Annotated in this window: 15 protein-coding genes; 14 read left to right on the forward strand and 1 reads right to left on the reverse strand. The window is 72.2% G+C overall.

Features of this window, described 5'->3' with window-relative positions:
• Positions 1-12: 12 nt before the first annotated feature.
• The 6 genes from ABZ876_RS06555 (at position 13) to ABZ876_RS06580 (ending at position 4,609) form a co-directional block, all read left to right on the forward strand.
• A complete protein-coding gene (locus ABZ876_RS06555; protein ID WP_361775597.1) occupies positions 13-1,197 on the forward strand; it encodes a TadA family conjugal transfer-associated ATPase in 1,185 nt (394 codons plus the stop codon).
• Between the two features lie 119 nt (positions 1,198-1,316).
• Entirely contained in the window at positions 1,317-2,183 is an 867-nt protein-coding gene (locus ABZ876_RS06560; protein WP_361775187.1) for a type II secretion system F family protein, read from the forward strand.
• Positions 2,180-3,118 (forward strand): type II secretion system F family protein, encoded by a 939-nt coding sequence (locus tag ABZ876_RS06565; RefSeq protein ID WP_361775190.1) that lies wholly within the window; start codon positions 2,180-2,182, stop codon positions 3,116-3,118. Before ABZ876_RS06560 ends, ABZ876_RS06565 begins: the two co-directional genes overlap by 4 nt.
• Positions 3,119-3,202: 84 nt before the next feature.
• Positions 3,203-3,421 carry a DUF4244 domain-containing protein gene (locus tag ABZ876_RS06570; protein WP_361775193.1) on the forward strand — a complete coding sequence of 73 codons (219 nt, stop codon included), beginning with the start codon at positions 3,203-3,205 and terminating at the stop codon, positions 3,419-3,421.
• A 49-nt stretch (positions 3,422-3,470) separates the two neighbouring features.
• The gene (locus tag ABZ876_RS06575) at positions 3,471-3,800 is read left to right on the forward strand and encodes a TadE family type IV pilus minor pilin (protein WP_361775196.1); all 330 of its coding nucleotides are present in this window, start codon (positions 3,471-3,473) and stop codon (positions 3,798-3,800) included.
• A 407-nt stretch (positions 3,801-4,207) separates the two neighbouring features.
• Positions 4,208-4,609 (forward strand): Rv3654c family TadE-like protein, encoded by a 402-nt coding sequence (locus ABZ876_RS06580; RefSeq protein WP_361775600.1) that lies wholly within the window; start codon positions 4,208-4,210, stop codon positions 4,607-4,609.
• Here ABZ876_RS06580 and ABZ876_RS06585 read toward each other — a convergent pair.
• Positions 4,542-7,028 (reverse strand): DEAD/DEAH box helicase, encoded by a 2,487-nt coding sequence (locus tag ABZ876_RS06585; protein ID WP_361775199.1) that lies wholly within the window; start codon positions 7,026-7,028, stop codon positions 4,542-4,544. The genes ABZ876_RS06580 and ABZ876_RS06585 overlap by 68 nt on opposite strands.
• 79 nt (positions 7,029-7,107) lie before the next feature.
• On the opposite strand from ABZ876_RS06585, the gene bldG reads away from it, so the two are divergent.
• From bldG to tmk, 8 genes are all read left to right on the forward strand, one after another.
• Positions 7,108-7,449: an anti-sigma factor antagonist BldG gene (gene bldG / locus ABZ876_RS06590; RefSeq protein WP_010986038.1), complete on the forward strand. Its 342-nt coding sequence runs from the start codon at positions 7,108-7,110 to the stop codon at positions 7,447-7,449.
• Positions 7,450-7,552: 103 nt separating this feature from the next.
• On the forward strand, positions 7,553-7,987 hold the full coding sequence (locus ABZ876_RS06595) for an ATP-binding protein (RefSeq protein ID WP_361775202.1): 435 nt from the start codon (positions 7,553-7,555) through the stop codon (positions 7,985-7,987).
• A gap of 317 nt (positions 7,988-8,304) precedes the next feature.
• Positions 8,305-10,707 (forward strand): sodium-translocating pyrophosphatase, encoded by a 2,403-nt coding sequence (locus ABZ876_RS06600; RefSeq protein ID WP_361775205.1) that lies wholly within the window; start codon positions 8,305-8,307, stop codon positions 10,705-10,707.
• 222 nt (positions 10,708-10,929) lie between these two features.
• Positions 10,930-11,538: a small secreted protein gene (locus ABZ876_RS06605; protein WP_361775208.1), complete on the forward strand. Its 609-nt coding sequence runs from the start codon at positions 10,930-10,932 to the stop codon at positions 11,536-11,538.
• Between the two features lie 55 nt (positions 11,539-11,593).
• Positions 11,594-13,123, forward strand: a complete 1,530-nt coding sequence (locus tag ABZ876_RS06610; protein ID WP_361775211.1) for a class I SAM-dependent methyltransferase — start codon at positions 11,594-11,596, stop codon at positions 13,121-13,123.
• Between the two features lie 300 nt (positions 13,124-13,423).
• A complete protein-coding gene (locus ABZ876_RS06615) occupies positions 13,424-13,621 on the forward strand; it encodes a hypothetical protein (RefSeq protein WP_361775213.1) in 198 nt (65 codons plus the stop codon).
• A gap of 255 nt (positions 13,622-13,876) precedes the next feature.
• Positions 13,877-16,690: a type I DNA topoisomerase gene (topA, locus tag ABZ876_RS06620; protein ID WP_361775216.1), complete on the forward strand. Its 2,814-nt coding sequence runs from the start codon at positions 13,877-13,879 to the stop codon at positions 16,688-16,690.
• A gap of 143 nt (positions 16,691-16,833) precedes the next feature.
• Complete coding sequence (gene tmk, locus ABZ876_RS06625) at positions 16,834-20,058, forward strand: dTMP kinase (protein WP_361775219.1); 3,225 nt, start codon at positions 16,834-16,836, stop codon at positions 20,056-20,058.
• Positions 20,059-20,089 lie beyond the last annotated feature (31 nt).

The raw sequence follows: 20,089 nt of genomic DNA on the forward strand, positions 1-20,089 counted from the left end.
GAACGCGCACGGCTGCTGGACGGAGTGCGGCAGTGGCTGGTGGAGAGCGGCGCGGAGCCGACTCCCGCGCGCGTGGCGCAGGCCTTGCGTGAGCAGGGACGGGTGCTCGGAGACGCGGAAGTGCTGGGCGCGGCCCGGCAGCTGCGCTCCGAACTGGTCGGCAGCGGCCCCCTGGAACCGCTGCTCGCCGATCCGTCCGTGACCGACGTCCTGGTGTCGGCACCCGACCGGGTGTGGGTGGACCGGGGCGGCGGACTCGAGCTGACGGCGGTGTCCTTTCCCGACGCGGCGGCCGTACGACGCCTCGCGCAGCGGCTGGCCGCCGTGGCGGGGCGGCGGCTCGACGACGCCAGACCATGGGTCGACGCCCGGCTTCCGGACGGCACCCGGCTGCACGCGGTGCTGCCGCCGGTCGCGGTCGGCTCCACCTGCCTGTCCCTGCGGGTCGTACGGCCGCGGGCGTTCACCCTGGACGAACTGGTGGCGGCCGGGGCGGTGCCCCCGGGCGGGGATCGTGTGCTGAGGGCGCTGGTCGCGGCCCGGCTCTCCTACGTGATCAGCGGAGGCACCGGAACGGGCAAGACAACGCTCCTGAGCGCCCTGCTGGGCGTGGTGGGGCCGACGGAGCGCATCGTGCTGGCCGAGGACTCGGCGGAGCTGCGCCCCGATCACCCGCATGTGGTGCGCCTGGAGGGGCGGCCCCCGAACCAGGAGGGTGTGGGCCTCGTCGAGCTCCAGGACCTGGTGCGCCAGGCGCTGCGGATGAGACCCGACCGGCTCGTCGTCGGAGAGGTGCGCGGCCCTGAGGTGGTGTCCCTGCTGGCCGCGCTGAACACCGGACACGAGGGCGGCTGCGGAACTCTCCATGCGAACGCGGCCGCGCAGGTGCCCGCCCGGCTCGAGGCGCTCGGCACGGCCGCGGGCCTGGACCGGGCCGCCCTGCACAGCCAGCTGGCAGCCGCCCTGTCGGTGATTCTCCACCTCGTGCGCGACCGGACGGGACGCCGTCGGATCGCCGAGGTGCATGTGCTGGAACGGGACGCGTCGGGGTTGGTGGTGACGGTTCCGGCGTTGCGCTGGGGGCCCGAGGCGTTCAGGCGCGAGCGGGGCTGGGAGCGGTTCCGCGAGCTGCTGAGGCACGGAAGCGCTGGAGGCGATCCGAGTGACCGCCCACATGACGATCCGGGTGACCACTGAGGCGCCGGGAGCGAGTGCGGAAGGCGAGGGGGAGCGAGTGCGGAAGGTGACGGGAGCGAGTCCGGAATGCGATGGAAGCGATGCAGGCGATGGAAGCGGCGGAAGGGTGACGGGAGGGGATGGCTGTGACGGGATTCGGTCGGATGCCGGTCGCTGCGGGGCTGGTGTGCGCGGGCGTGGCGGCCTGGATGATGAGCGGCGCGCATACGGGGCCGCAGCGTGCCCGGGGGCTGTTCGCGGGCCGCGGCGCGGCGGCGGGGGGCGGACCGCCGCCCTGGGGACGGATCCTCGGGCGGATGCGGCGGCTGTCGGCCGAATGGTGGCCGCTCGCGGTGAGCGCGCTCGTCGCCGTGCTCGGCGCGTCCGTGCTGCCCCTGCTGATGGGGTCCGTGGGCGTACCCGTGCTGCGCAGGGTGCGGCGGGCGCGGGAGGCACGCCAGGTACGGGAGAGGCGCGGTGAGGCCGTGATCGCGTTGTGCGCGTCGCTCGCCGGGGAGGTGCGCGCGGGACGGCAGGCGGGTGAGGCGCTGCTGCGGGCCGCCCGCGACTCGGGAGGACTCGGCGAAGCCCAGGCGGCGGTGCTGGCGGCGGCACGGTTCGGCGGGGACGTGCCGGGTGCGCTCGCGGTCGCGGCACGGCAGCCGGGGGCCGATGGCTTGTCGGGGCTCGCGGCCTGCTGGCGGGTGGCCGTGGACCGGGGTGCCGGCCTGGCCGCCGGACTCGACCGGCTGGAGGCGGCCCTGCGCGCCGAGCGCGACCAACGAGCGGATCTGCGCGCCCAGTTGGCGGGCGCCCGCTCCACGGCGGTCCTGCTCGCGGGGCTGCCCGTCCTCGGTCTGCTGCTGGGCACCGCCCTCGGCGCCCACCCGCTCCATGTGCTGCTGCATACGGGCGCCGGGCTGGCCTGCCTTGTGACCGGTGGCGTGCTGGAGGGCGCGGGGCTGTGGTGGGCCCTGCGGATCGTGCGGGGGGCGGAGGCGGCATGAGCGCCGGGGTTGTCCACAGGCTGTGGGTGTTGTTCGGGGTTCCGGCGCTGTGGTGGTCGGCCTGGATCCTCGCCGTCACGCGGCGCGAGCGGAGGGTGCGGTGGCGGCTGGGGGCGCTTCTGTTGAGCGGCGGCGCGCCCCAGGGCCCGCTGGGGTCGAGGGTTGGGGCGGGCGGTGCACTGCCCGAGCGGCGGGGCGCGGCGCCGGATGGGCTGCGGTGGCGGCGCGGGGGGCGGTGGCGGAGTGAGGGGCTGGGCCGAGGGCGGTGGCTTGGCGAGACGCCGGCTGCCGGACGGCGCGCCGGGCTGCGACTGCCTCGGCACGTCCCACAGCGGTGGCTGCCGGGCCTGGCGGCGTCGTGGGCCGGCTGGGTGCTGATCGGGGGGTGGGGCGGGGCGGTGGTCGGGCTGGCCACCGGGGTCGGCGTGGCGCGATGGCGTGCCCGGCAGGAGCGCGACCGCCTCACGCAGGAGTACGACGCCGCCGTGGCGGCCCGCCAACTGCCCCTGGCCGCCGACCTGCTGGCCGCGTGCATCGCGGCCGGGGCGAGCCCCGTGTCGGCCGCCCAGGCGGTGGGCGAGGCGCTGCGAGGGCCGGTCGGGGAGCGACTGGCGCGGGGTGCGGCCGAGGTGCGGCTCGGTGGCGAACCGGCCGAGGCCTGGCGGCGGCTCGCCTCCCTCCCGGGTGCCGGGGCACTGGCACGTCTCCTCGAACGTGCGGGTGATTCCGGTGTACCGGCGGCCGCGTCGGTCGGTCGCCTTGCGGCGGAGGCCCGCGCCGAGTCGGGCCGTACGGCGACGGCTCGTGCGCGTCGCGCGGGGGTCATGGTCACCGCCCCGGTCGGGCTGTGCTTCCTGCCGGCCTTCATAGCGGTCGGGGTGCTGCCCGTGGTGATCGGGCTCGCGGGCGGGCTTCTGGGAGGAGGTGGCGACTGACGGCGGAGGAGATGTGACAAACGGCGATCGAACGATTCGAACAGGTCAAGGCACGGCAAGGAACGTCAACTGACGGGGGTTGGTATGAACAAGGCGGCAGGGGTACGGGCTCGGATGCGGGCGCTGGTGCGCCGAGTGCGGTCGGCGGTGCACCGGGATTCGGGCATGGTCACGTCCGAGTACGCGGTCGGGATCATCGCCGCGGTGGCCTTCGCGGCGGTTCTCTACAAGGTGCTGACGAGCGGGCAGGTCAGCGCGGAACTTCAGGACATCGTGAAGCGGGCTCTCGGTGTCCGGATGTGACGGCTCGTCGACGCGCCGGGGAGGGGATCGCGGCCGGGACCGAGGGTTCGTGACGGCGGAGGCCGCGGTCGCCCTGCCCGCCCTGGTGCTCTTCGCGATGGCCCTCGTGTGGGCCCTGCTGGCCGCGTCCGCGCAGATCCAGTGCGTGGACGCGGCCCGGGCGGGGGCCCGGGCCGCGGCCCGGCAGGAGCCGGCCGGCGTGGTCCGGAGAGTGGCGCGGCAGGCGGCGCCGGACGGGGCGAGGGTCACGGTGAGCCGACAGGGCGACCTGGTGCATGTGGTGGTGGTCGCCCACCCACCGGGCCCGGCCGCGCTGCCTCTCGAACTGCGTCACGAGGCTGTGGCAATGGCGGAGGACACGGTGGGGGTGAATCCGTGAGGCGATGTGAACCGATGGGCGGGTGCGAACCGATGAAGGGGTGTGAGCGGGGTCGTGGATGAGTGGCGGAGGGGGACGGGGCGGACATGGGCGGACCGGTGGATGAGGGGGTGACGGACATGCGCGGGTCGGTGGGCGAGCGGGGGACGAGAGGCTGGCGTGGGCCGGCGGACCTACGGCGGGGTGTGAGGGACCGGCGTGGGCCGGTGGACCAGCGGGTGATGACGGGCGGGCGAGGGGTGGTGTCCCGGCGGGGGTCTCCGGCGGACCCCGGGTCGGCGGGGGACCCCGGGTCGGCGGGGGACCCCGGGTCGGCGGGGGAGCCCGGGTCGGCGGGGGACCCCGGGTCGGCAGGGGTGCGCCGGTCCGGCGGCGGTGTCCGCTCCCCGCTCGGGCTGCTCGCGGCACTGAACGCCCGTGCGGAGGGCGTCCGGGGGGCCCGCGCGGCGGGCCTCCGCCCGGACCGCGGTTCGGCGACCGTCTGGGTCGTCTGCCTGATCGGAGCCTTCTGCGCCGTCTTCGCCGTACTACTGGCGCAGGGGCAGGCCGTGCTGGCCCGTCACCGTGCGGCCGCTGCGGCCGACCTGGCCGCTCTCGCGGCCGCCGACCACTGGATGGAGGGAGGTGAAGCGGCGTGTGCGAGAGCGGGCCAAGTGGCGGTGGCCCAGGGTGATCGGCTCGTGCGGTGCGTCGTCGCGGGTGAGATCTCCGATGTCACGGTGGCGTCGGTCTCCGGCCCTTTCACTGCCGAGGTGAGGGCGAGGGCGGGCCCGGCGGAACCGCCGGCGCCCCCCGCAGCAGCACCGTGAGGAGTCGTAGGGCGCCCCTCTTGTGGAGTGGGTCGTTGCCGTTGCCGCACTTGGGGGACTGGATGCAGGACGGGCAGCCGGCCTCGCACTCGCAGGACGCGATGGCCTGGCGGGTGGCGGCCAGCCAGGTGTGGGCCGTGCGGAAGGCCCGCTCCGCGAAGCCCGCGCCACCCGGATGGCCGTCGTACACGAAGACCGTGGGCAGAAGGGTGTCCGGGTGGAGCGGTACGGAGACGCCCCCGATGTCCCAGCGGTCGCAGGTGGCGAAGAGCGGGAGCATGCCGATCGAGGCGTGTTCGGCGGCGTGCAGGGAACCGCCGAGGATCTCCGGGCTGATCCGGGCCTCGTCCAGCTGGTCCTCGGTGACCGTCCACCACACGGCGCGCGTGCGCAGCGTACGAGGGGGGAGGTCGAGTTTCGTCTCGCCCAGCACTTCGCCGGTGATGAGACGTCGGCGCAGAAAGGAGACGACCTGGTTGGTGACCTCGACGGAGCCGTAGCAGAGCCGGCCCTCGCCCCAGGGCACCTCGAGATCCGTCTCCAGGACGGAGACGGAGGTCGTGTCGCGGGCGACCGTCGAATACGGCGGATCGGCCTCCTCCACCAGGGCGACGGAGTCCTCCAAGTCGAGTGACCGCACCAGGTACGTACGGCCCTGGTGCAGATGGACCGCGCCCTCGTGCACCGTCGTGTGCGCTGCGCCCGCGTCGACCGTGCCGAGCAGCCGTCCGGTGCCGGCCTCGACGACCTGGACCGGGCGGCCGCCCTGCCCGCGGAGGTCCGCGAGGTCGGCGGCCCGCTCCCGGCGTGTCCAGTGCCAGGCCTTGGTCCGGCGGCGCAGCAGTCTCGCGGCCTCCAGCTGCGGCAGCAGCTCGGCGCACGCGGGTCCGAACAGCTCCAGGTCCTCCTCCGTCAGCGGGGACTCGGCGGCCGCCGCGCACAGATGCGGTGCGAGGACGTACGGGTTGTCCGGGTCGAGCACCGTGGACTCCACCGGCTGGTCGAAGAGGGCCTCGGGATGGTGGACGAGGAACGTGTCCAGCGGGTCGTCGCGGGCGACCAGGACCGCGAGGGCGCCCTGCCCCGCGCGACCGGCGCGGCCCGCCTGCTGCCACAGCGACGCCCGCGTCCCCGGGTAGCCGGCGATGAGGACGGCGTCCAGGCCGGAGATGTCGACACCGAGTTCGAGGGCGGTGGTGGCGGCGAGGCCGAGGAGCTCTCCGGAGTGCAGGGCGCGTTCGAGGGCGCGGCGTTCCTCGGGAAGGTAGCCGCCGCGGTACGCGGCCACGCGCCGGGCAAGAGAGCGGTCGACCTCGGCCAGCCGCTCCTGGGTGATCACCGAGATCAGCTCGGCGCCGCGGCGGGAGCGGACGAACGCGACCGAGCGCACGCCCTGCACGGTCAGATCGGTCAGCAGGTCGGCGGTCTCGGCGGTCGCCGTACGCCGAACGGGCGCACCTTTCTCGCCGTGGAGCTCGGTCAGCGGCGGTTCCCACAGGGCGAAGACCAGTTCGCCGCGCGGGGAGGCGTCGTCCGCCACCTCGACCACCGGGAGGCCGGTGAGGCGGCGGGCGGCGACCGAAGGCTCGGCGGCGGTCGCGGAGGCCAGGAGGAAGACGGGAGAGGAGCCGTAGCGGGCGCACAGGCGGCGCAGGCGGCGCAGGACCTGGGCGACGTGGGAGCCGAAGACGCCGCGGTAGGTGTGGCACTCGTCGATGACCACGTACTTCAGGGCGCGCAGGAAGGAGGACCAGCGCGGATGTGAGGGCAATATGCCGAGGTGCAGCATGTCGGGGTTGGTCAGGACGTAGTTGGCGTACTGGCGTACCCATTCGCGTTCCTCGGGCGGTGTGTCGCCGTCGTACACAGCGGGGCGGACGGCCGTGCCCAGGGGCTGTGAAAGTTCCTTCACCGACCGGCACTGATCCGCCGCAAGGGCCTTCGTGGGGGCCAGGTACAGGGCGGTCGCGCCACGTCCGTTCGGGGCCTCGGCGCCGTCCAGCAGACAGGACAGCACCGGGACGAGGTAGGCGAGCGACTTGCCCGACGCGGTGCCCGTGGCGACGACCACCGAATCGCCGTCCAGAGCGTGCTCGGCGGCGAGCGCCTGGTGGGCCCAGGGGTGCTCGATGCCGGCGTCCCGCACGGCGGCGACGACCTCCGCGCGGATCCGGTCCGGCCAGACGGCATGGCGGCCCTCTCGCGGGGGCAAGTGCTCCGTATGAGTGATGCGCGAAACCCGGCTCGGTCCGGAGGCGAGCCGGTCCAGCAGCGTGCCCGGCGCGAGGCGGGACACGGCGTCTGCCGGGGATCGATCGGATCGGTGATTCTTGGCCATTGGCACCGAGTGTGTCACTGGCGTGACGGACAATGGGGCCAAGGCGTCGTGCACGCCTGCCGGTAAGTGATTGAATGCCATCGCGGCTGGCGAACCGTCCCGGGACTCTGCCGAGGTGTCCCAAGGGGCGACCGCTCGATAGCAAGGTGCTGGAGGATCCGTGGACCTGTCCCTGTCGACCCGTACCGTCGGCGATCGTACGGTCGTCGAGGTCGGTGGCGAAATCGACGTATATACCGCGCCCAAGCTGCGCGAGCAGCTGGTCGAGCTGGTGAACGACGGGAATTTCCACCTCGTCGTCGACATGGAGGGCGTCGACTTCCTCGACTCCACCGGGCTCGGCGTGCTGGTGGGCGGCTTGAAGCGTGTGCGGGCCCATGAGGGCTCCCTGCGCCTGGTGTGCAACCAGGAGCGCATTCTCAAGATCTTCCGCATCACCGGCCTCACCAAGGTGTTCCCGATCCACACCTCGGTCGAGGAAGCGGTGGCGGCCACCGACTGACCCCGCTTCCGGGCCCTGGCGCCCGGACGGCTGAAGTAAGAGCGGGGGACCGGGCCCGGCGGCCCGGCCCCCTGATCGCACGCCCGAGTTCCGAGGGGGATGCATGGCCACCGTTGAACTCCGCTTCAGCCCGCTGCCCGAGCACGTCAGGACCGCCCGACTGGTGGCGGCAGCGGTGGCGCGCAGGGCCGGAGTGGAGGAGGCCGTACTCGACGAGGTCAGGCTCGCCGTGGGCGAGGCCTGCACCCGGGCCGTCGGACTGCATCAGAGCAATGGCATCTCGGCGCCGGTGCGGGTGCTGCTGACCGAAGAGGAGAAACAGTTCTCCATCGAGGTCGGCGACGAGGCGCCGCACGTGGCGCCCGGTGACAAGGCATCGGGGACCACCGGTGCCGACGAGGCCGAGGCCGAAGAGGACGAGATGGGCCTCGCGGTCATCAGTGGCCTGGTCGACGACGTCGAGGTCTCCGCCGGGGAGGACGGCGGGCTGATCAGGATGAGCTGGCCGACCACGCCGCCCGCCGCGCTCCCGGCCTGAGGGGCCTCCCAGGCTCCCTCTTCCTGAACGGCTCGTGAGGTTTCGAAGGGCCCTGCTGTGTGCAGGGCCCTTCTTTTTGTACAGTCACACCGTCATTAGTGAATTGCTTCACGATCAATCACCCGATAATTTGATCAAGCACTCATCTCGTCAATGCTTTTGGGGCATTACCGCTTTCGGGTTCAGTGTCTCACGTGCGATCTTTTACTGAAGAGCACGTGGAGGCCAATTCCGCTTACCGCGCACTGTTTTGATCAGGGCCGGGTACCTACAATCCGTCCACATCTTGAGCTCAGCCCAAGCGTCAAGGAGGACGAATGGCGGGGCTTTCTTCCCCTCAACAGTTTGATCACCCCACAACCCTCGCAGCGGCAGTACTGACCGGCAGCAACCGCCTGATCGTGATCGTCATCGGTGCGGTGGCCCTCGCGGCCCTCGTGGTCGCCGGGATTCTGGTGCGCCAGGTGCTTGCGGCGGGTGAGGGCACCGACAGCATGAAAAAGATCGCCGCGGCGGTACAGGAAGGCGCCAACGCCTATCTGGCCCGTCAGCTGCGCACGCTCGGCGTATTCGCCGTCGCCGTGTTCTTCCTGCTCATGCTGCTGCCTGCGGACGACTGGAATCAGCGTGCCGGACGGTCGGTGTTCTTCCTGATCGGTGCGGCGTTCTCGGCGGCGACCGGTTATATCGGCATGTGGCTGGCCGTACGCAGCAATGTGCGGGTCGCGGCCGCGGCACGCGAGGCGACCCCGGCCAAGGGTGAGCCCGAAAAGGACCTCACCACCGTCTCGCACCGGGCCATGAAGATCGCTTTCCGCACGGGCGGCGTCGTCGGCATGTTCACGGTGGGGCTCGGTCTGCTGGGCGCCTCCTGCGTGGTGCTGGTGTACGCGGCGAACGCCCCGAAGGTCCTCGAGGGCTTCGGTCTCGGCGCGGCACTGATCGCCATGTTCATGCGTGTCGGAGGCGGCATCTTCACCAAGGCCGCCGACGTCGGCGCCGACCTGGTCGGCAAGGTCGAGCAGGGCATTCCGGAGGACGACCCGCGCAATGCCGCGACCATCGCCGACAATGTGGGCGACAACGTCGGCGACTGTGCGGGCATGGCGGCCGACCTCTTCGAGTCGTATGCGGTGACGCTGGTCGCCGCACTCATCCTCGGCAAGGCCGCGTTCGGCAACTCGGGCCTGGCGTTCCCACTGATCGTCCCCGCGATCGGGGTCGTCACCGCGATGATCGGCATCTTCGCGGTGGCGCCACGACGGGCCGACCGCAGTGGCATGTCCGCGATCAACCGTGGCTTCTTCATCTCTGCGGTGATCTCGCTGGCGCTGGTCGCCGTGGCCGTCTACACCTATCTGCCCAACACGTACGCCGGCCTCAAGGGCGTCTCCGACGTGGCGATCCGGGCCAAGGACGGCGACCCGCGGATTCTCGCGCTCGTCGCGGTGGCCATCGGTATTGTGCTCGCCGCGCTGATCCAGCAGCTGACCGGCTACTTCACCGAGACCACCCGGCGCCCCGTGCGGGACATCGGCAAGACCTCGCTGACCGGCCCCGCGACCGTAGTCCTCGCCGGTATCTCCATCGGCCTGGAATCGGCCGTTTACACGGCGCTGCTGATCGGGCTCGGGGTGTACGGGGCGTTCCTGCTGGGCGGCACGTCGATCATGCTCGCGCTGTTCGCGGTCGCACTGGCCGGCACGGGCCTGCTCACCACGGTCGGTGTGATCGTCGCCATGGACACCTTCGGGCCGGTCTCCGACAACGCGCAGGGCATCGCCGAGATGTCGGGCGACGTTCAGGGCGCGGGCGCGCAGGTGCTCACCGACCTGGACGCCGTGGGCAACACCACCAAGGCGATCACCAAGGGCATCGCCATCGCCACCGCCGTTCTCGCGGCCTCGGCGCTCTTCGGCTCGTACCGCGACGCGATCACCACGGCCGCACAGGACGTGGGCGAGAAGGTCGGCAACGGCGGACCGATGAACCTGGTCATGGACATCTCGCAGCCCAACAACCTGGTCGGCCTCGTCGTAGGCGCGGCGGTCGTCTTCCTCTTCTCGGGGCTGGCCATCAACGCCGTGTCGCGGTCGGCGGGGGCGGTGGTCTTCGAGGTGCGTCGGCAGTTCCGTGAGAAGCCCGGGATCATGGACTACACGGAGAAGCCGGAGTACGGCAGGGTCGTGGACATCTGCACCAAGGACGCCCTCAGAGAGCTGGCCACACCCGGTCTGCTCGCGGTGATGGCGCCCATCGCCGTCGGGTTCACGCTCGGTGTCGGCGCGCTCGGCGCGTACCTCGCGGGTGCGATCGGCACCGGCACGCTGATGGCGGTCTTCCTCGCCAACTCCGGCGGCGCCTGGGACAACGCCAAGAAGCTCGTCGAGGACGGGCACCACGGCGGCAAGGGCAGCGATGCGCATGCCGCGACGGTCATCGGCGACACGGTCGGTGACCCCTTCAAGGACACCGCGGGCCCGGCGATCAACCCGCTGCTGAAGGTGATGAACCTGGTGTCGCTGCTCATCGCGCCGGCGGTCGTCAAGTTCTCGTTCGGCAGCGACAAGAGTCTCGGCGTGCGGGTCCTGATCGCGATCCTCGCTCTGGTCGTGATCGTGGGTGCGGTGTACATGTCCAAGCGGCGCGGAATCGCCGTGGGTGACGAAGACAACGCCGAGCGGGTCTCCAAGTCGCCCGACGCGGCGGTGGTTTCGTAGCCGGACGCACGGCACCCGCTCTTCCGCGCCTGGTCAGGTACGGGACAAAGGGGCGGGCGTACGGCGCTCATCGAGAGCCCGTACGCCCGCCCTGTCCGTGTTCATGCACCTCTGCGTGACCCTTCTCTCTCTTGGTGTAAATGACGGCAAGAGCGGTCATCGGCGACAATCGCCACGCGGGTGTCGCCCGGTTGGCGTGTATCTTCCGGGGCCGAGAGAGCCATGGAAGGGACCAATCCGGTGAACAAGAAGCTCGCGGCCGCACTGTCCGGCGGTGCGGTACTGGCACTGGCGCTGTCGGGGTGCTCCAGTGACGAGAAGAGCAGCGCAAGCGACGACAAGCTCGGCTCCTGGGCCAAGCAGGTCTGCGACGCGGTGCAGCCGCAGGCGAAGAAGATCGCGGACGCCAGCACCTCGATCCAGAAGCAGACCTCGGACAACAGCACCCCCGAGCAGGTCCGGAAGACGGACTCCCAGGCCTTCCAGGACATGTCCGACGCCTACAAGGCGATCGGCGCGGCCGTCCAACGGGCCGGCGCGCCCGAGGTCGACAACGGTGCGACCAAGCAGAAGAACGCGGTCAAGGAGCTGGACGGCATCTCCACGGCCTACGCCGAGCTCAAGAAGCAGGTGGACGGGCTCGTCACGAAGGACCAGGCGAAGTTCGCCGACGGGCTCAAGGAGATCGCGACCCGGCTCGACAAGCTGAGCAAGAGCGGGAACGACGCGCTCAGGCAGCTGGAGGCGGGCGAGGTCGGCGCGGCGATGGCGAAGCAGGCGAGCTGCAAGAGCGCCTCCACGTCCGCCTCGGCCCCGGCGACGGCCGGCTGAACGGCGCGTTTCGCGTACCCGCAGCTGCGGTGGGGGCCGGCCTTCCCGAGCCACAATGGGGGGCGTGAGTAACTCCAGTCTGTCCACGCTGCCCTCCACCGATCGCGCCGACGTCACCGCACGGCTGCGGGACGCCCTGCTGGCGGCCTCCTTCACCGCCGACGGGCTGCTTGAACTGCTCGGTGCGCCCGCGTATGCGGCGCTCGCCCGGAGCGAGACCGTGCCCGCGCTCCGGGCCACGCGCGGGGACACTCCCCTGGAGACCCTCGTGCGGCTGTTCCTGCTGCAACAGCCGGTGCCGCACGCGCGCGTGGAGCGCGTCCTGCCCGTCGAGGCGTGCGTGGACGCCGGCTGGCTGCTGCCCACCGGAGGCGGCGAGATCGCCGCGACGGTGGACGTCCGGCCGTACGGCGGATCCGGCGGCGAGGACTGGTTCATCGTCTCCGACCTGGGGTGCGCGGTCGGCGGGGCGGGCGGCATCGGCAGCCGGGACGAGCAGGTCGTCCTCGGGGTCGGCGGCGCCTCCACCACCCTCGCCGGGGTCACCGTACGCACCCCCGTCGGTTCCGCCCTCGATCTCGGCACGGGTTCGGGGATCCAGGCGCTGCACGCCGCCCAGCACGTCACGCGCGTGACCGCGACCGACGTCAACCCACGTGCCCTGCACATCGCCGCGCTGACCCTGGCGCTGTCCGGTGCCCCGGCGGCGGACCTGCGCCAGGGCTCGCTGTTCGAGCCGATCCGGGACGACGAGACGTACGACCTGATCGTCTCCAACCCGCCCTTCGTGATCTCGCCGGGCGCGCGGCTCACCTACCGCGACGGCGGAATGGGCGGGGACGATCTGTGCCGCACGCTCGTTCAGCAGTCGGGGGAGCGGCTGAACAGGGGCGGGTTCGCGCAGTTCCTCGCCAACTGGCAGCACGTCGAGGGGGAGGACTGGCAGGACCGGCTGCGCTCGTGGGTGCCGCGCGGCTGCGATGCCTGGATCGTGCAGCGCGAGGTCCAGGACATCACGCAGTACGCCGAGTTGTGGATGCGGGACGCGGGCGACCACCGCGGCGACACGGCGGAGTACCAGGCGCGGTACGACGCCTGGCTGGACGAGTTCGAAGCGCGCAAGGTGCGGGCGGTGGGCTTCGGCTGGATCGCGCTCCACCGGACGGACGTCGCCGAGCCGTCGATCACGGTCGAGGAGTGGCCGCACCCCGTCGAACAGCCGCTCGGCGGCACGGTGCGCGCGCACTTCGACCGCGTCGACTACCTGCGGAAGCACGATGACGCGGCCCTGCTCGCCGGGCACTTCAGGCTCGCCGCCGAGGTCGTCCAGGAGCAGGTCGGGCTGCCCGGCGCGGAAGACCCCGAGCATGTGGTGCTGCGTCAGAACCGCGGAATGCGGCGTGCCACCAAGGTGGACACGGTCGGCGCGGGCTTCGCCGGCGTCTGCGACGGCACACTGAGCGCGGGACGGATCCTCGACGCCATCGCCCAACTGGTCGGCGAGGACCCCGTTCTGCTGCGCGACCGGACACCCGCACAGATCCGGCTGCTGGTCGAGCAGGGTTTCCTGGAACCGGCGCGATAAGGGGGCGCACGCGGCGCCCCCGCGCCGGACCCGCTCGGACCGGTTCGCGCCCGCGCGGGCCCCGGCCGGGCTCGGCTTTCTCGCCGTGCGGGCGGTGGGCCGCGGGCCGAGGCGGTACGGGGGCGTGAAACCGGCCAACATCCTTTGCGTGCCCCGAGTCCTCTCGGGCGCCGGAGCAGGGGGCGCGTAGGGGAGGTAAGGCGGGTCGTCCGCGGCGCGTTCACTCCAGGTTCGCGCGCACGCTTCCCGGATGTGTCAGCCTGCCGCCCCAGGACAGTCCCAGGAGCGGAGGCAACGGGCATGGAGAGCGGACCGGCGATCTTCGCGGGTACGGTGTTCGCCCTGTTCGGGGCCGGACTGCTGACCTGGACCGCGACGCGGTTGCACCGCCGCGAACCCGTTGCCGAGGGTGTGAGCCACATCGCATCCGCCGTCCTGGCGAGCCTCGCCGCGCTGGCCGCGCTCGCCGCCGGTGCCTGGTGCCTCACCCGCCTCTGACATCACGGTTCCCGGCTGCAGGCCGACGGGGGCACCGGTAACTGGGGGATCACAGTCCGGATAGGGCCGGATGGGCTGTCGGCGACTCCGGGCGGCAGGAATGCCGGTAGTCGGGTTACCGTTCGAGTGGCCGTTGCGGGCTTTTCCCGTTTGACACGGGGGCGGGATGTACCGTCACACTCCGCAGCGTCACCATGACCCGACCCCGGGACGAAGGCCTGGGGAGGCCCCAGTCGACCGGAGAGAAGAGCGAAGTTGTCCCCGACCAGCGAGACCGCACAAGGCGGTCGCCGACTCGTCATCGTCGAGTCGCCTGCCAAGGCGAAGACGATCAAGGGCTACCTCGGCCCCGGCTACACCGTCGAGGCGAGCGTCGGGCACATCCGCGACCTTCCGAACGGCGCCGCGGAGGTGCCGGAGAAGTACACGGGTGAGGTGCGTCGCCTCGGCGTGGATGTCGAACACGACTTCCAGCCGATCTACGTCGTCAACGCCGACAAGAAGGCGCAGGTGAAGAAGCTCAAGGATCTGCTGCGCGACTCCGACGAGCTCTTCCTCGCCACCGATGAGGACCGTGAGGGCGAGGCCATCGCCTGGCACCTCCAGGAGGTGCTCAAGCCCAAGGTCCCCGTCAAGCGGATGGTCTTCCACGAGATCACCAAGGACGCGATCCAGCAGGCCGTGCGCAATCCGCGCGAGCTGAACCAGAAGCTCGTGGACGCCCAGGAGACCCGCCGCATCCTCGACCGTCTCTACGGCTACGAGGTCTCGCCGGTCCTGTGGAAGAAGGTCATGCCGCGTCTGTCCGCGGGCCGCGTCCAGTCCGTGGCTACCCGACTGGTCGTGGAGCGGGAGCGGGAGCGGATGGCGTTCCGTTCCGCCGAGTACTGGGACCTGACCGGCATCTTCGGCACCGGCCGCGCGGGCGACGCGTCCGACCCGTCGAGGCTGGTGGCACGGCTCGCGACGGTCGACGGCAAGCGCGTCGCGCAGGGCCGCGACTTCGACTCGCTGGGCCGGCTGAAGACCGCGAACACGCTCCACCTCGACGAGGCGAACGCCCGGGCGCTCGCCGCCGCCCTGGAGAACACCCGGTTCGCCGTCCGGTCGGTCGAGTCCAAGCCGTACCGCCGCTCCCCGTACGCGCCGTTCCGTACGACGACGCTGCAGCAGGAGGCCAGCCGCAAGCTCGGCTTCGGCGCGAAGGCCACCATGCAGATCGCGCAGAAGCTGTACGAGAACGGCTTCATCACGTACATGCGTACGGACTCCACGACCCTGAGCGACACGGCGATCGCCGCCGCCCGCGCCCAGGTCACCCAGCTGTACGGCGCCGAGTACCTGCCCGAGCAGCCGCGCACCTACGCGGCCAAGGTCAAGAACGCGCAGGAGGCGCACGAGGCGATCCGGCCTTCGGGTGATCGTTTCCGCACTCCGGCGGAGACGGGCCTGACCGGTGACCAGTTCAAGCTGTACGAGCTGATCTGGAAGCGGACCGTCGCCTCCCAGATGAAGGACGCCACCGGTAACTCGGTCACCGTCCGCATCGGTGGCCTTGCCGCCGACGGCCGGGACGCCGAGTTCAGCGCCTCCGGCAAGACGATCACCTTCCACGGCTTCCTGAAGGCGTACGTCGAGGGCGCCGACGACCCGAACGCCGAGCTCGACGACCGCGAGCGCCGGCTGCCGCAGGTCGCCCAGGGCGACCCGCTGACCGCCGAGGAGATCACCGCCGACGGCCACTCGACCAAGCCGCCGGCCCGCTACACCGAGGCGTCGCTGGTCAAGGAGCTGGAAGAGCGCGAGATCGGCCGCCCGTCGACGTACGCGTCGATCATCGGCACGATCCTGGACCGCGGCTATGTGTTCAAGAAGGGCACGGCCCTCGTGCCCTCCTTCCTGTCCTTCGCCGTGGTCAACCTCCTGGAGAAGCACTTCGGGCGCCTCGTCGACTACGACTTCACCGCCAGGATGGAGGACGACCTCGACCGCATCGCGCGCGGCGAGGCCAAGGCCGTGCCGTGGCTGAAGCGGTTCTACTTCGGCGAGGGCACCGTCGAAGGGGTCGCCGCGGACGCCGGGAACGGCGACGGCGACCACCTCGGCGGCCTCAAGGAACTGGTGACCGACCTGGGCGCGATCGACGCCCGCGAGGTGTCGTCGTTCCCGGTCGGCAACGACATCGTGCTGCGGGTCGGCCGCTACGGCCCGTACATCGAGCGGGGCGAGAAGGACGCCGAGGAGCACCAGCGGGCCGACATCCCGGCCGACCTCGCGCCGGACGAGCTGACCGTCGAGCTGGCCGAGGAACTGCTCGCCAAGCCGAGCGGTGAGCGCCCGCTGGGCACCGACCCGGAGACGGGCCGGCCGATCGTCGCCAAGGACGGCCGCTACGGCCCGTACGTCACGGAGATCCTCCCCGAGGGCACCCCGAAGACGGGCAAGAAGGCGATCAAGCCGCGCACGGCCTCGCTGTTCAAGTCGATGTCACTGGACACGGTGACGCTCGAGGACGCGCTGCGGCTGATGTCCCTGCCGCGGGTCGTCGGCACCGATGCCGAGGGGCAGGAGATCACCGCGCAGAACGGGCGCTACGGCCCGTACCTGAAGAAGGGCACGGACTCGCGGTCGTTGCAGTCCGAGGACCAGCTCTTCACGATCACGCTGGAGGAGGCGCTGGCGATCTACGCCCAGCCCAAGCAGCGTGGCCGCGCGGCAGCCAAGCCGCCGCTGAAGGAACTGGGCGAGGACCCGGTCAGCGGGAAGCCCGTCGTCGTGAAGGACGGCCGCTTCGGGCCGTACGTCACCGACGGCGAGACCAACGCGACCCTGCGCTCGGGCGACAGCGTCGAGACCATCACCCCGGAGCGCGGCTTCGAGCTGCTCGCGGAGAAGCGTGCCAAGGCGCCCGCCAAGAAGACGGCGAAGAAGGCCGCCGCGAAGAAGGCGCCCGCCAAGAAGACGGCGGCGAAGAAGACGGCCGCCAAGAAGACGACGGCGAAGAGCACGGCGGCGAAGAAGACCGCAGCCGCGAAGACGGCGGCCGCCAAGGACACCGTCGAGGGCTGAGCGGACGGCCTGTGAGGCGAAGGCCTCGCACGGGCTCGTCTCGGCTGCGCGGAACGCACGCTCCGGCATCATTTCGATGACGGGGCGTGCGCACGTTCGGGCGCCTGCCACGGGCTGTCGGCGGCTGCCGATAGGCTGAAAGCATGACGCGAGCCGAGCAGCCAACGGCCCACAATCCGGCCCCCGACGACGCCCTGGTCGCAGATTCCCGCGAGCGGGCCGTCCGCGCACTGTTGCGCCGACCGCAGCTGAGGCGGCTGTGGAGCGCCCAGCTCGTGGGCGGAGTCGGTGACGCCCTCGCCCTCTTCGTACTTGTCATGCTCACCCTTCAAGCGGCCATCGCCGAAGGTTCCTTCGGTGGCGGTTACCGGGGCGTGGCGTTCGCGATCGCGACCGTCTTCGGCGCGCGCATTCTCGCCACCTTGCTCTTCGGCGCCGTTCTCCTCGGCCCGCTCACCGCGCTGACGTCCCAGGACGGGCCGCTCGACCGCCGCTGGACCATGGTCGGCGCGGACGGGCTCCGGGCCGCTCTGCTGATCGTCGCCCCGCTGTGGATCGCCTGGACGCCGGACAACGCGCCGGCGATGCTGCTGGTCACCGCCTTCGTCACCGGTGTCGCCGAGCGCTTCTGGACGGTGTGCCGCGAGAGCGCGGCGCCCGCCCTGCTGCCCGCGCCGCCGCTCGAGGGCGCGACGGTGCGCCCGCTGCCGGACCGCATGGACGCGCTGCGGCGCCTGTCGCTGCGTACGGGATTCGTGGCGGTGCCGCTGGCGGCCGCCGGGCTCGTCCTCGTGTCGCTGCTGAACAACCTGCTGGGCACGGCCGTCACCTGGTTCTCCCAGCACCAGGCGGCTCTCGCCTCCTACGTCGCGGCCGGTCTGTTCGCCGCCTCCCTGTCCGTCGTCACCTCCCTCCAGCTGCCCGACACCCGCACCCCCCGCGCGCGGTCGCCGCTGGAGGGCCTGCGCCGCCCCAGGACGGGCGGGGGTGTCGAGAAGGGCCGTACTGGCGCGATCCCGCTGCTGGTACCGGCCTGCGCGGCCGTCGCCGGGGCCGTCTCGGCCGCCGTCGCCGTCTCCGTGCTGCAGGCCAAGGACCTGGACGGCGGCCCGGTGACGTACGGCCTGCTGGTCCTCGCGCTGACCGGCGGCACGGTCGTCGGTATCCGTACGGCGCCCCGCGTGCTGCCGTCGCTGTCACGGCGCCGGCTGCTCGCGCTGGCCATCGCCTTCACCGGGCTGGCGCTGCTCGCCGGCGGGCTCGTCCCCGACGTCACCACCGTGCTGCTGATCCTGGCGCTCGCGGGTGTCGGCGCGGGCGTCGCCGCGAACACCGGGCACACGCTGCTCGACCAGGAGACCGAGGACCACCGGCGGGCCCGGACCACCGAGCACCTGCAGGCGGTCGTACGGGTCTTCGTCGCCTTCGGGGTGCTGGTGGCGCCGGTGGTGGCCGCGGCGATCGGCCCGCACCGGCTGCAGAACGGCAAGTTCGTGTTCGCACACGGGGGCGCCGCCTTCACCCTGATGCTGGTCGGCGCACTGCTGCTGCCGGTGGCGGCGCTGGTCCTCGCCAAGGCCGACGACCGCTCCGGGGTGCCGCTGCGGCACGACCTGCGTGACGCGCTGCGCGGCGGCGACGACCCGGTGGAGGCACCCGCGGAGAGCGGCTTCTTCATCGCCCTGGAGGGCGGGGACGGAGCCGGGAAGTCCACCCAGGCCGAGGCGCTCGCCGAGTGGATCCGCGCCAAGGGACACGAGGTCGTGCTCACCCGTGAGCCGGGGGCGACGCCGGTGGGCAAGCGGCTGCGGTCGATCCTGCTGGACGTCTCCAGCGCCGGACTGTCCCATCGCGCGGAGGCTCTGCTGTACGCGGCGGACCGCGCCGAGCATGTCGACACGGTGGTACGGCCGGCCCTGGAGCGGGGCGCGGTCGTCATCTCCGACCGGTACATCGACTCGTCCGTGGCCTACCAGGGAGCGGGCCGCGACCTGTCCCCGACCGAGATAGCCCGTATCAACCGGTGGGCGACCAACGGTCTCGTCCCCCATCTCACCGTGCTGCTGGACGTGGCCCCCGAGACGGCGCGGGAGCGGTTCACCGAGGCTCCGGACCGGCTGGAGTCGGAGCCGGCGGAGTTCCACGCGCGCGTACGGTCCGGTTTCCTCACGCTGGCCGCCGCCGACCCCGGGCGCTATCTGGTCGTCGACGCCGGGCAGGAGCCCGAGGCGGTCACGACCGTCATCCGGCACCGGCTCGACCAGCTGCTGCCACTGTCCGAGGCCGAGGTGAAGGCCCAGGAGGAGGCGCGCCGCAAGGCCGAGGAGGAGGCCCGGCGCAAGGCCGAGGAAGAGGCCGCGCGCAAGGCCGAGGAGGAGCGGCAGGAGCGCGAGCGCCGGGAGCAGCTGGCCAGGCTCCGGGCCGAGGAGGAGGAACGCAAGCGGCGCGAGCTGGAGGAGGCCCAGCGCCGAGAGGCGGAGCGGCAGGCCGAGGAGGCCCGGCAGCGGGCCGAGGAAGCCCGTCGGCGCGCCGAGGAGGAGCGGGCACGTCTTCTCGCGGAGGAGCAGGCGAGGGCGGCCGAGGAGGCCCGTCGCAAGGCCCAGGAGGAAGAGCGGCGCAGGCAGGCCGAGGAGGAGGCCCGGCTGCGGGCCGAGGCGGAGGAGCGCCGCCTGGAGAAACAGCGCAAGGCCGAGGAGGCGCTGCTGCGGGCCGAGGAGGCACGCCGGGCCGCGGCCGAGGCGGCGGCTTCGGCTGCCGCGGCGGCTTCGGGTACGGCGGCGGCTCCCGGGGCGGCGGCTTCGGGTTTGGCCGGTGGCGGTGCCGGAGCGTCCGGTTCCGGGCGTGGGGCTTCGCGGGGTCCCTCGGTCTCCCGGGGGGACAACGAGACCACCGTGTCCACGCCGCTCGTGGCGCCGTCGAACGCGTCCGGCGGACCGGCGGACGAGACCGCCATCCTGCCGCCGGTACGGGCCGGGCAGGGCGACGCCGAGACCACGGCGCAGCTGCCCAGGCCGCCGGAGCCGCAGGGTGCCGCCGACGAGACCGCGGTGCTGCCTCCCGTGGTGCCGGGTTCCGTGGACGAGACGGCCGTGCTGCCGCCCGTACGGGACGGCGGCGCCGGTGATCCGGCGGACCGGGTGCCGTCGGACTTCTTCCGCGACGAGCGCGCGACGCCCCGGCCCGACGGGGCCGAGGACCGCACGCGTGAGCTGCCGCAGATGGACGCCGAGGGCCGTCCGCGGCGTCGGCCCCGTCCGGAATGGGCGGAGGAGACCCCTCTGGACGACCTCCCGACTCTCGCGGACGAGCTGCTCGGCCCGCGTGAGGACGAGGGCCGGGACGACGACGGAGGCGGCCGGCGCCGCTGACAGGGGCGGTGCCGCCGGGGGTCTGTCTGCG

This window comes from Streptomyces sp. NPDC046931 (genome assembly GCF_040644655.1).
Classification (GTDB): Bacteria; Actinomycetota; Actinomycetes; order Streptomycetales; family Streptomycetaceae; genus Streptomyces.

What these genes read in the sequence shown, in the direction of transcription:
- ABZ876_RS06560 (WP_361775187.1), top strand. Translation starts at nt 1,317, where the DNA reads ATGGCTGTGACGGGATTCGGTCGGATGCCGGTCGCTGCGGGGCTGGTG.
- ABZ876_RS06565 (WP_361775190.1), top strand. Translation starts at nt 2,180, where the DNA reads ATGAGCGCCGGGGTTGTCCACAGGCTGTGGGTGTTGTTCGGGGTTCCG.
- ABZ876_RS06570 (WP_361775193.1), top strand. Translation starts at nt 3,203, where the DNA reads ATGAACAAGGCGGCAGGGGTACGGGCTCGGATGCGGGCGCTGGTGCGC.
- ABZ876_RS06585 (WP_361775199.1), bottom strand. Translation starts at nt 7,028, where the DNA reads ATGGCATTCAATCACTTACCGGCAGGCGTGCACGACGCCTTGGCCCCA.
- ABZ876_RS06595 (WP_361775202.1), top strand. Translation starts at nt 7,553, where the DNA reads ATGGCCACCGTTGAACTCCGCTTCAGCCCGCTGCCCGAGCACGTCAGG.
- ABZ876_RS06600 (WP_361775205.1), top strand. Translation starts at nt 8,305, where the DNA reads ATGGCGGGGCTTTCTTCCCCTCAACAGTTTGATCACCCCACAACCCTC.
- ABZ876_RS06605 (WP_361775208.1), top strand. Translation starts at nt 10,930, where the DNA reads ATGGAAGGGACCAATCCGGTGAACAAGAAGCTCGCGGCCGCACTGTCC.
- ABZ876_RS06610 (WP_361775211.1), top strand. Translation starts at nt 11,594, where the DNA reads ATGGGGGGCGTGAGTAACTCCAGTCTGTCCACGCTGCCCTCCACCGAT.
- ABZ876_RS06615 (WP_361775213.1), top strand. Translation starts at nt 13,424, where the DNA reads ATGGAGAGCGGACCGGCGATCTTCGCGGGTACGGTGTTCGCCCTGTTC.
- tmk (WP_361775219.1), top strand. Translation starts at nt 16,834, where the DNA reads ATGACGCGAGCCGAGCAGCCAACGGCCCACAATCCGGCCCCCGACGAC.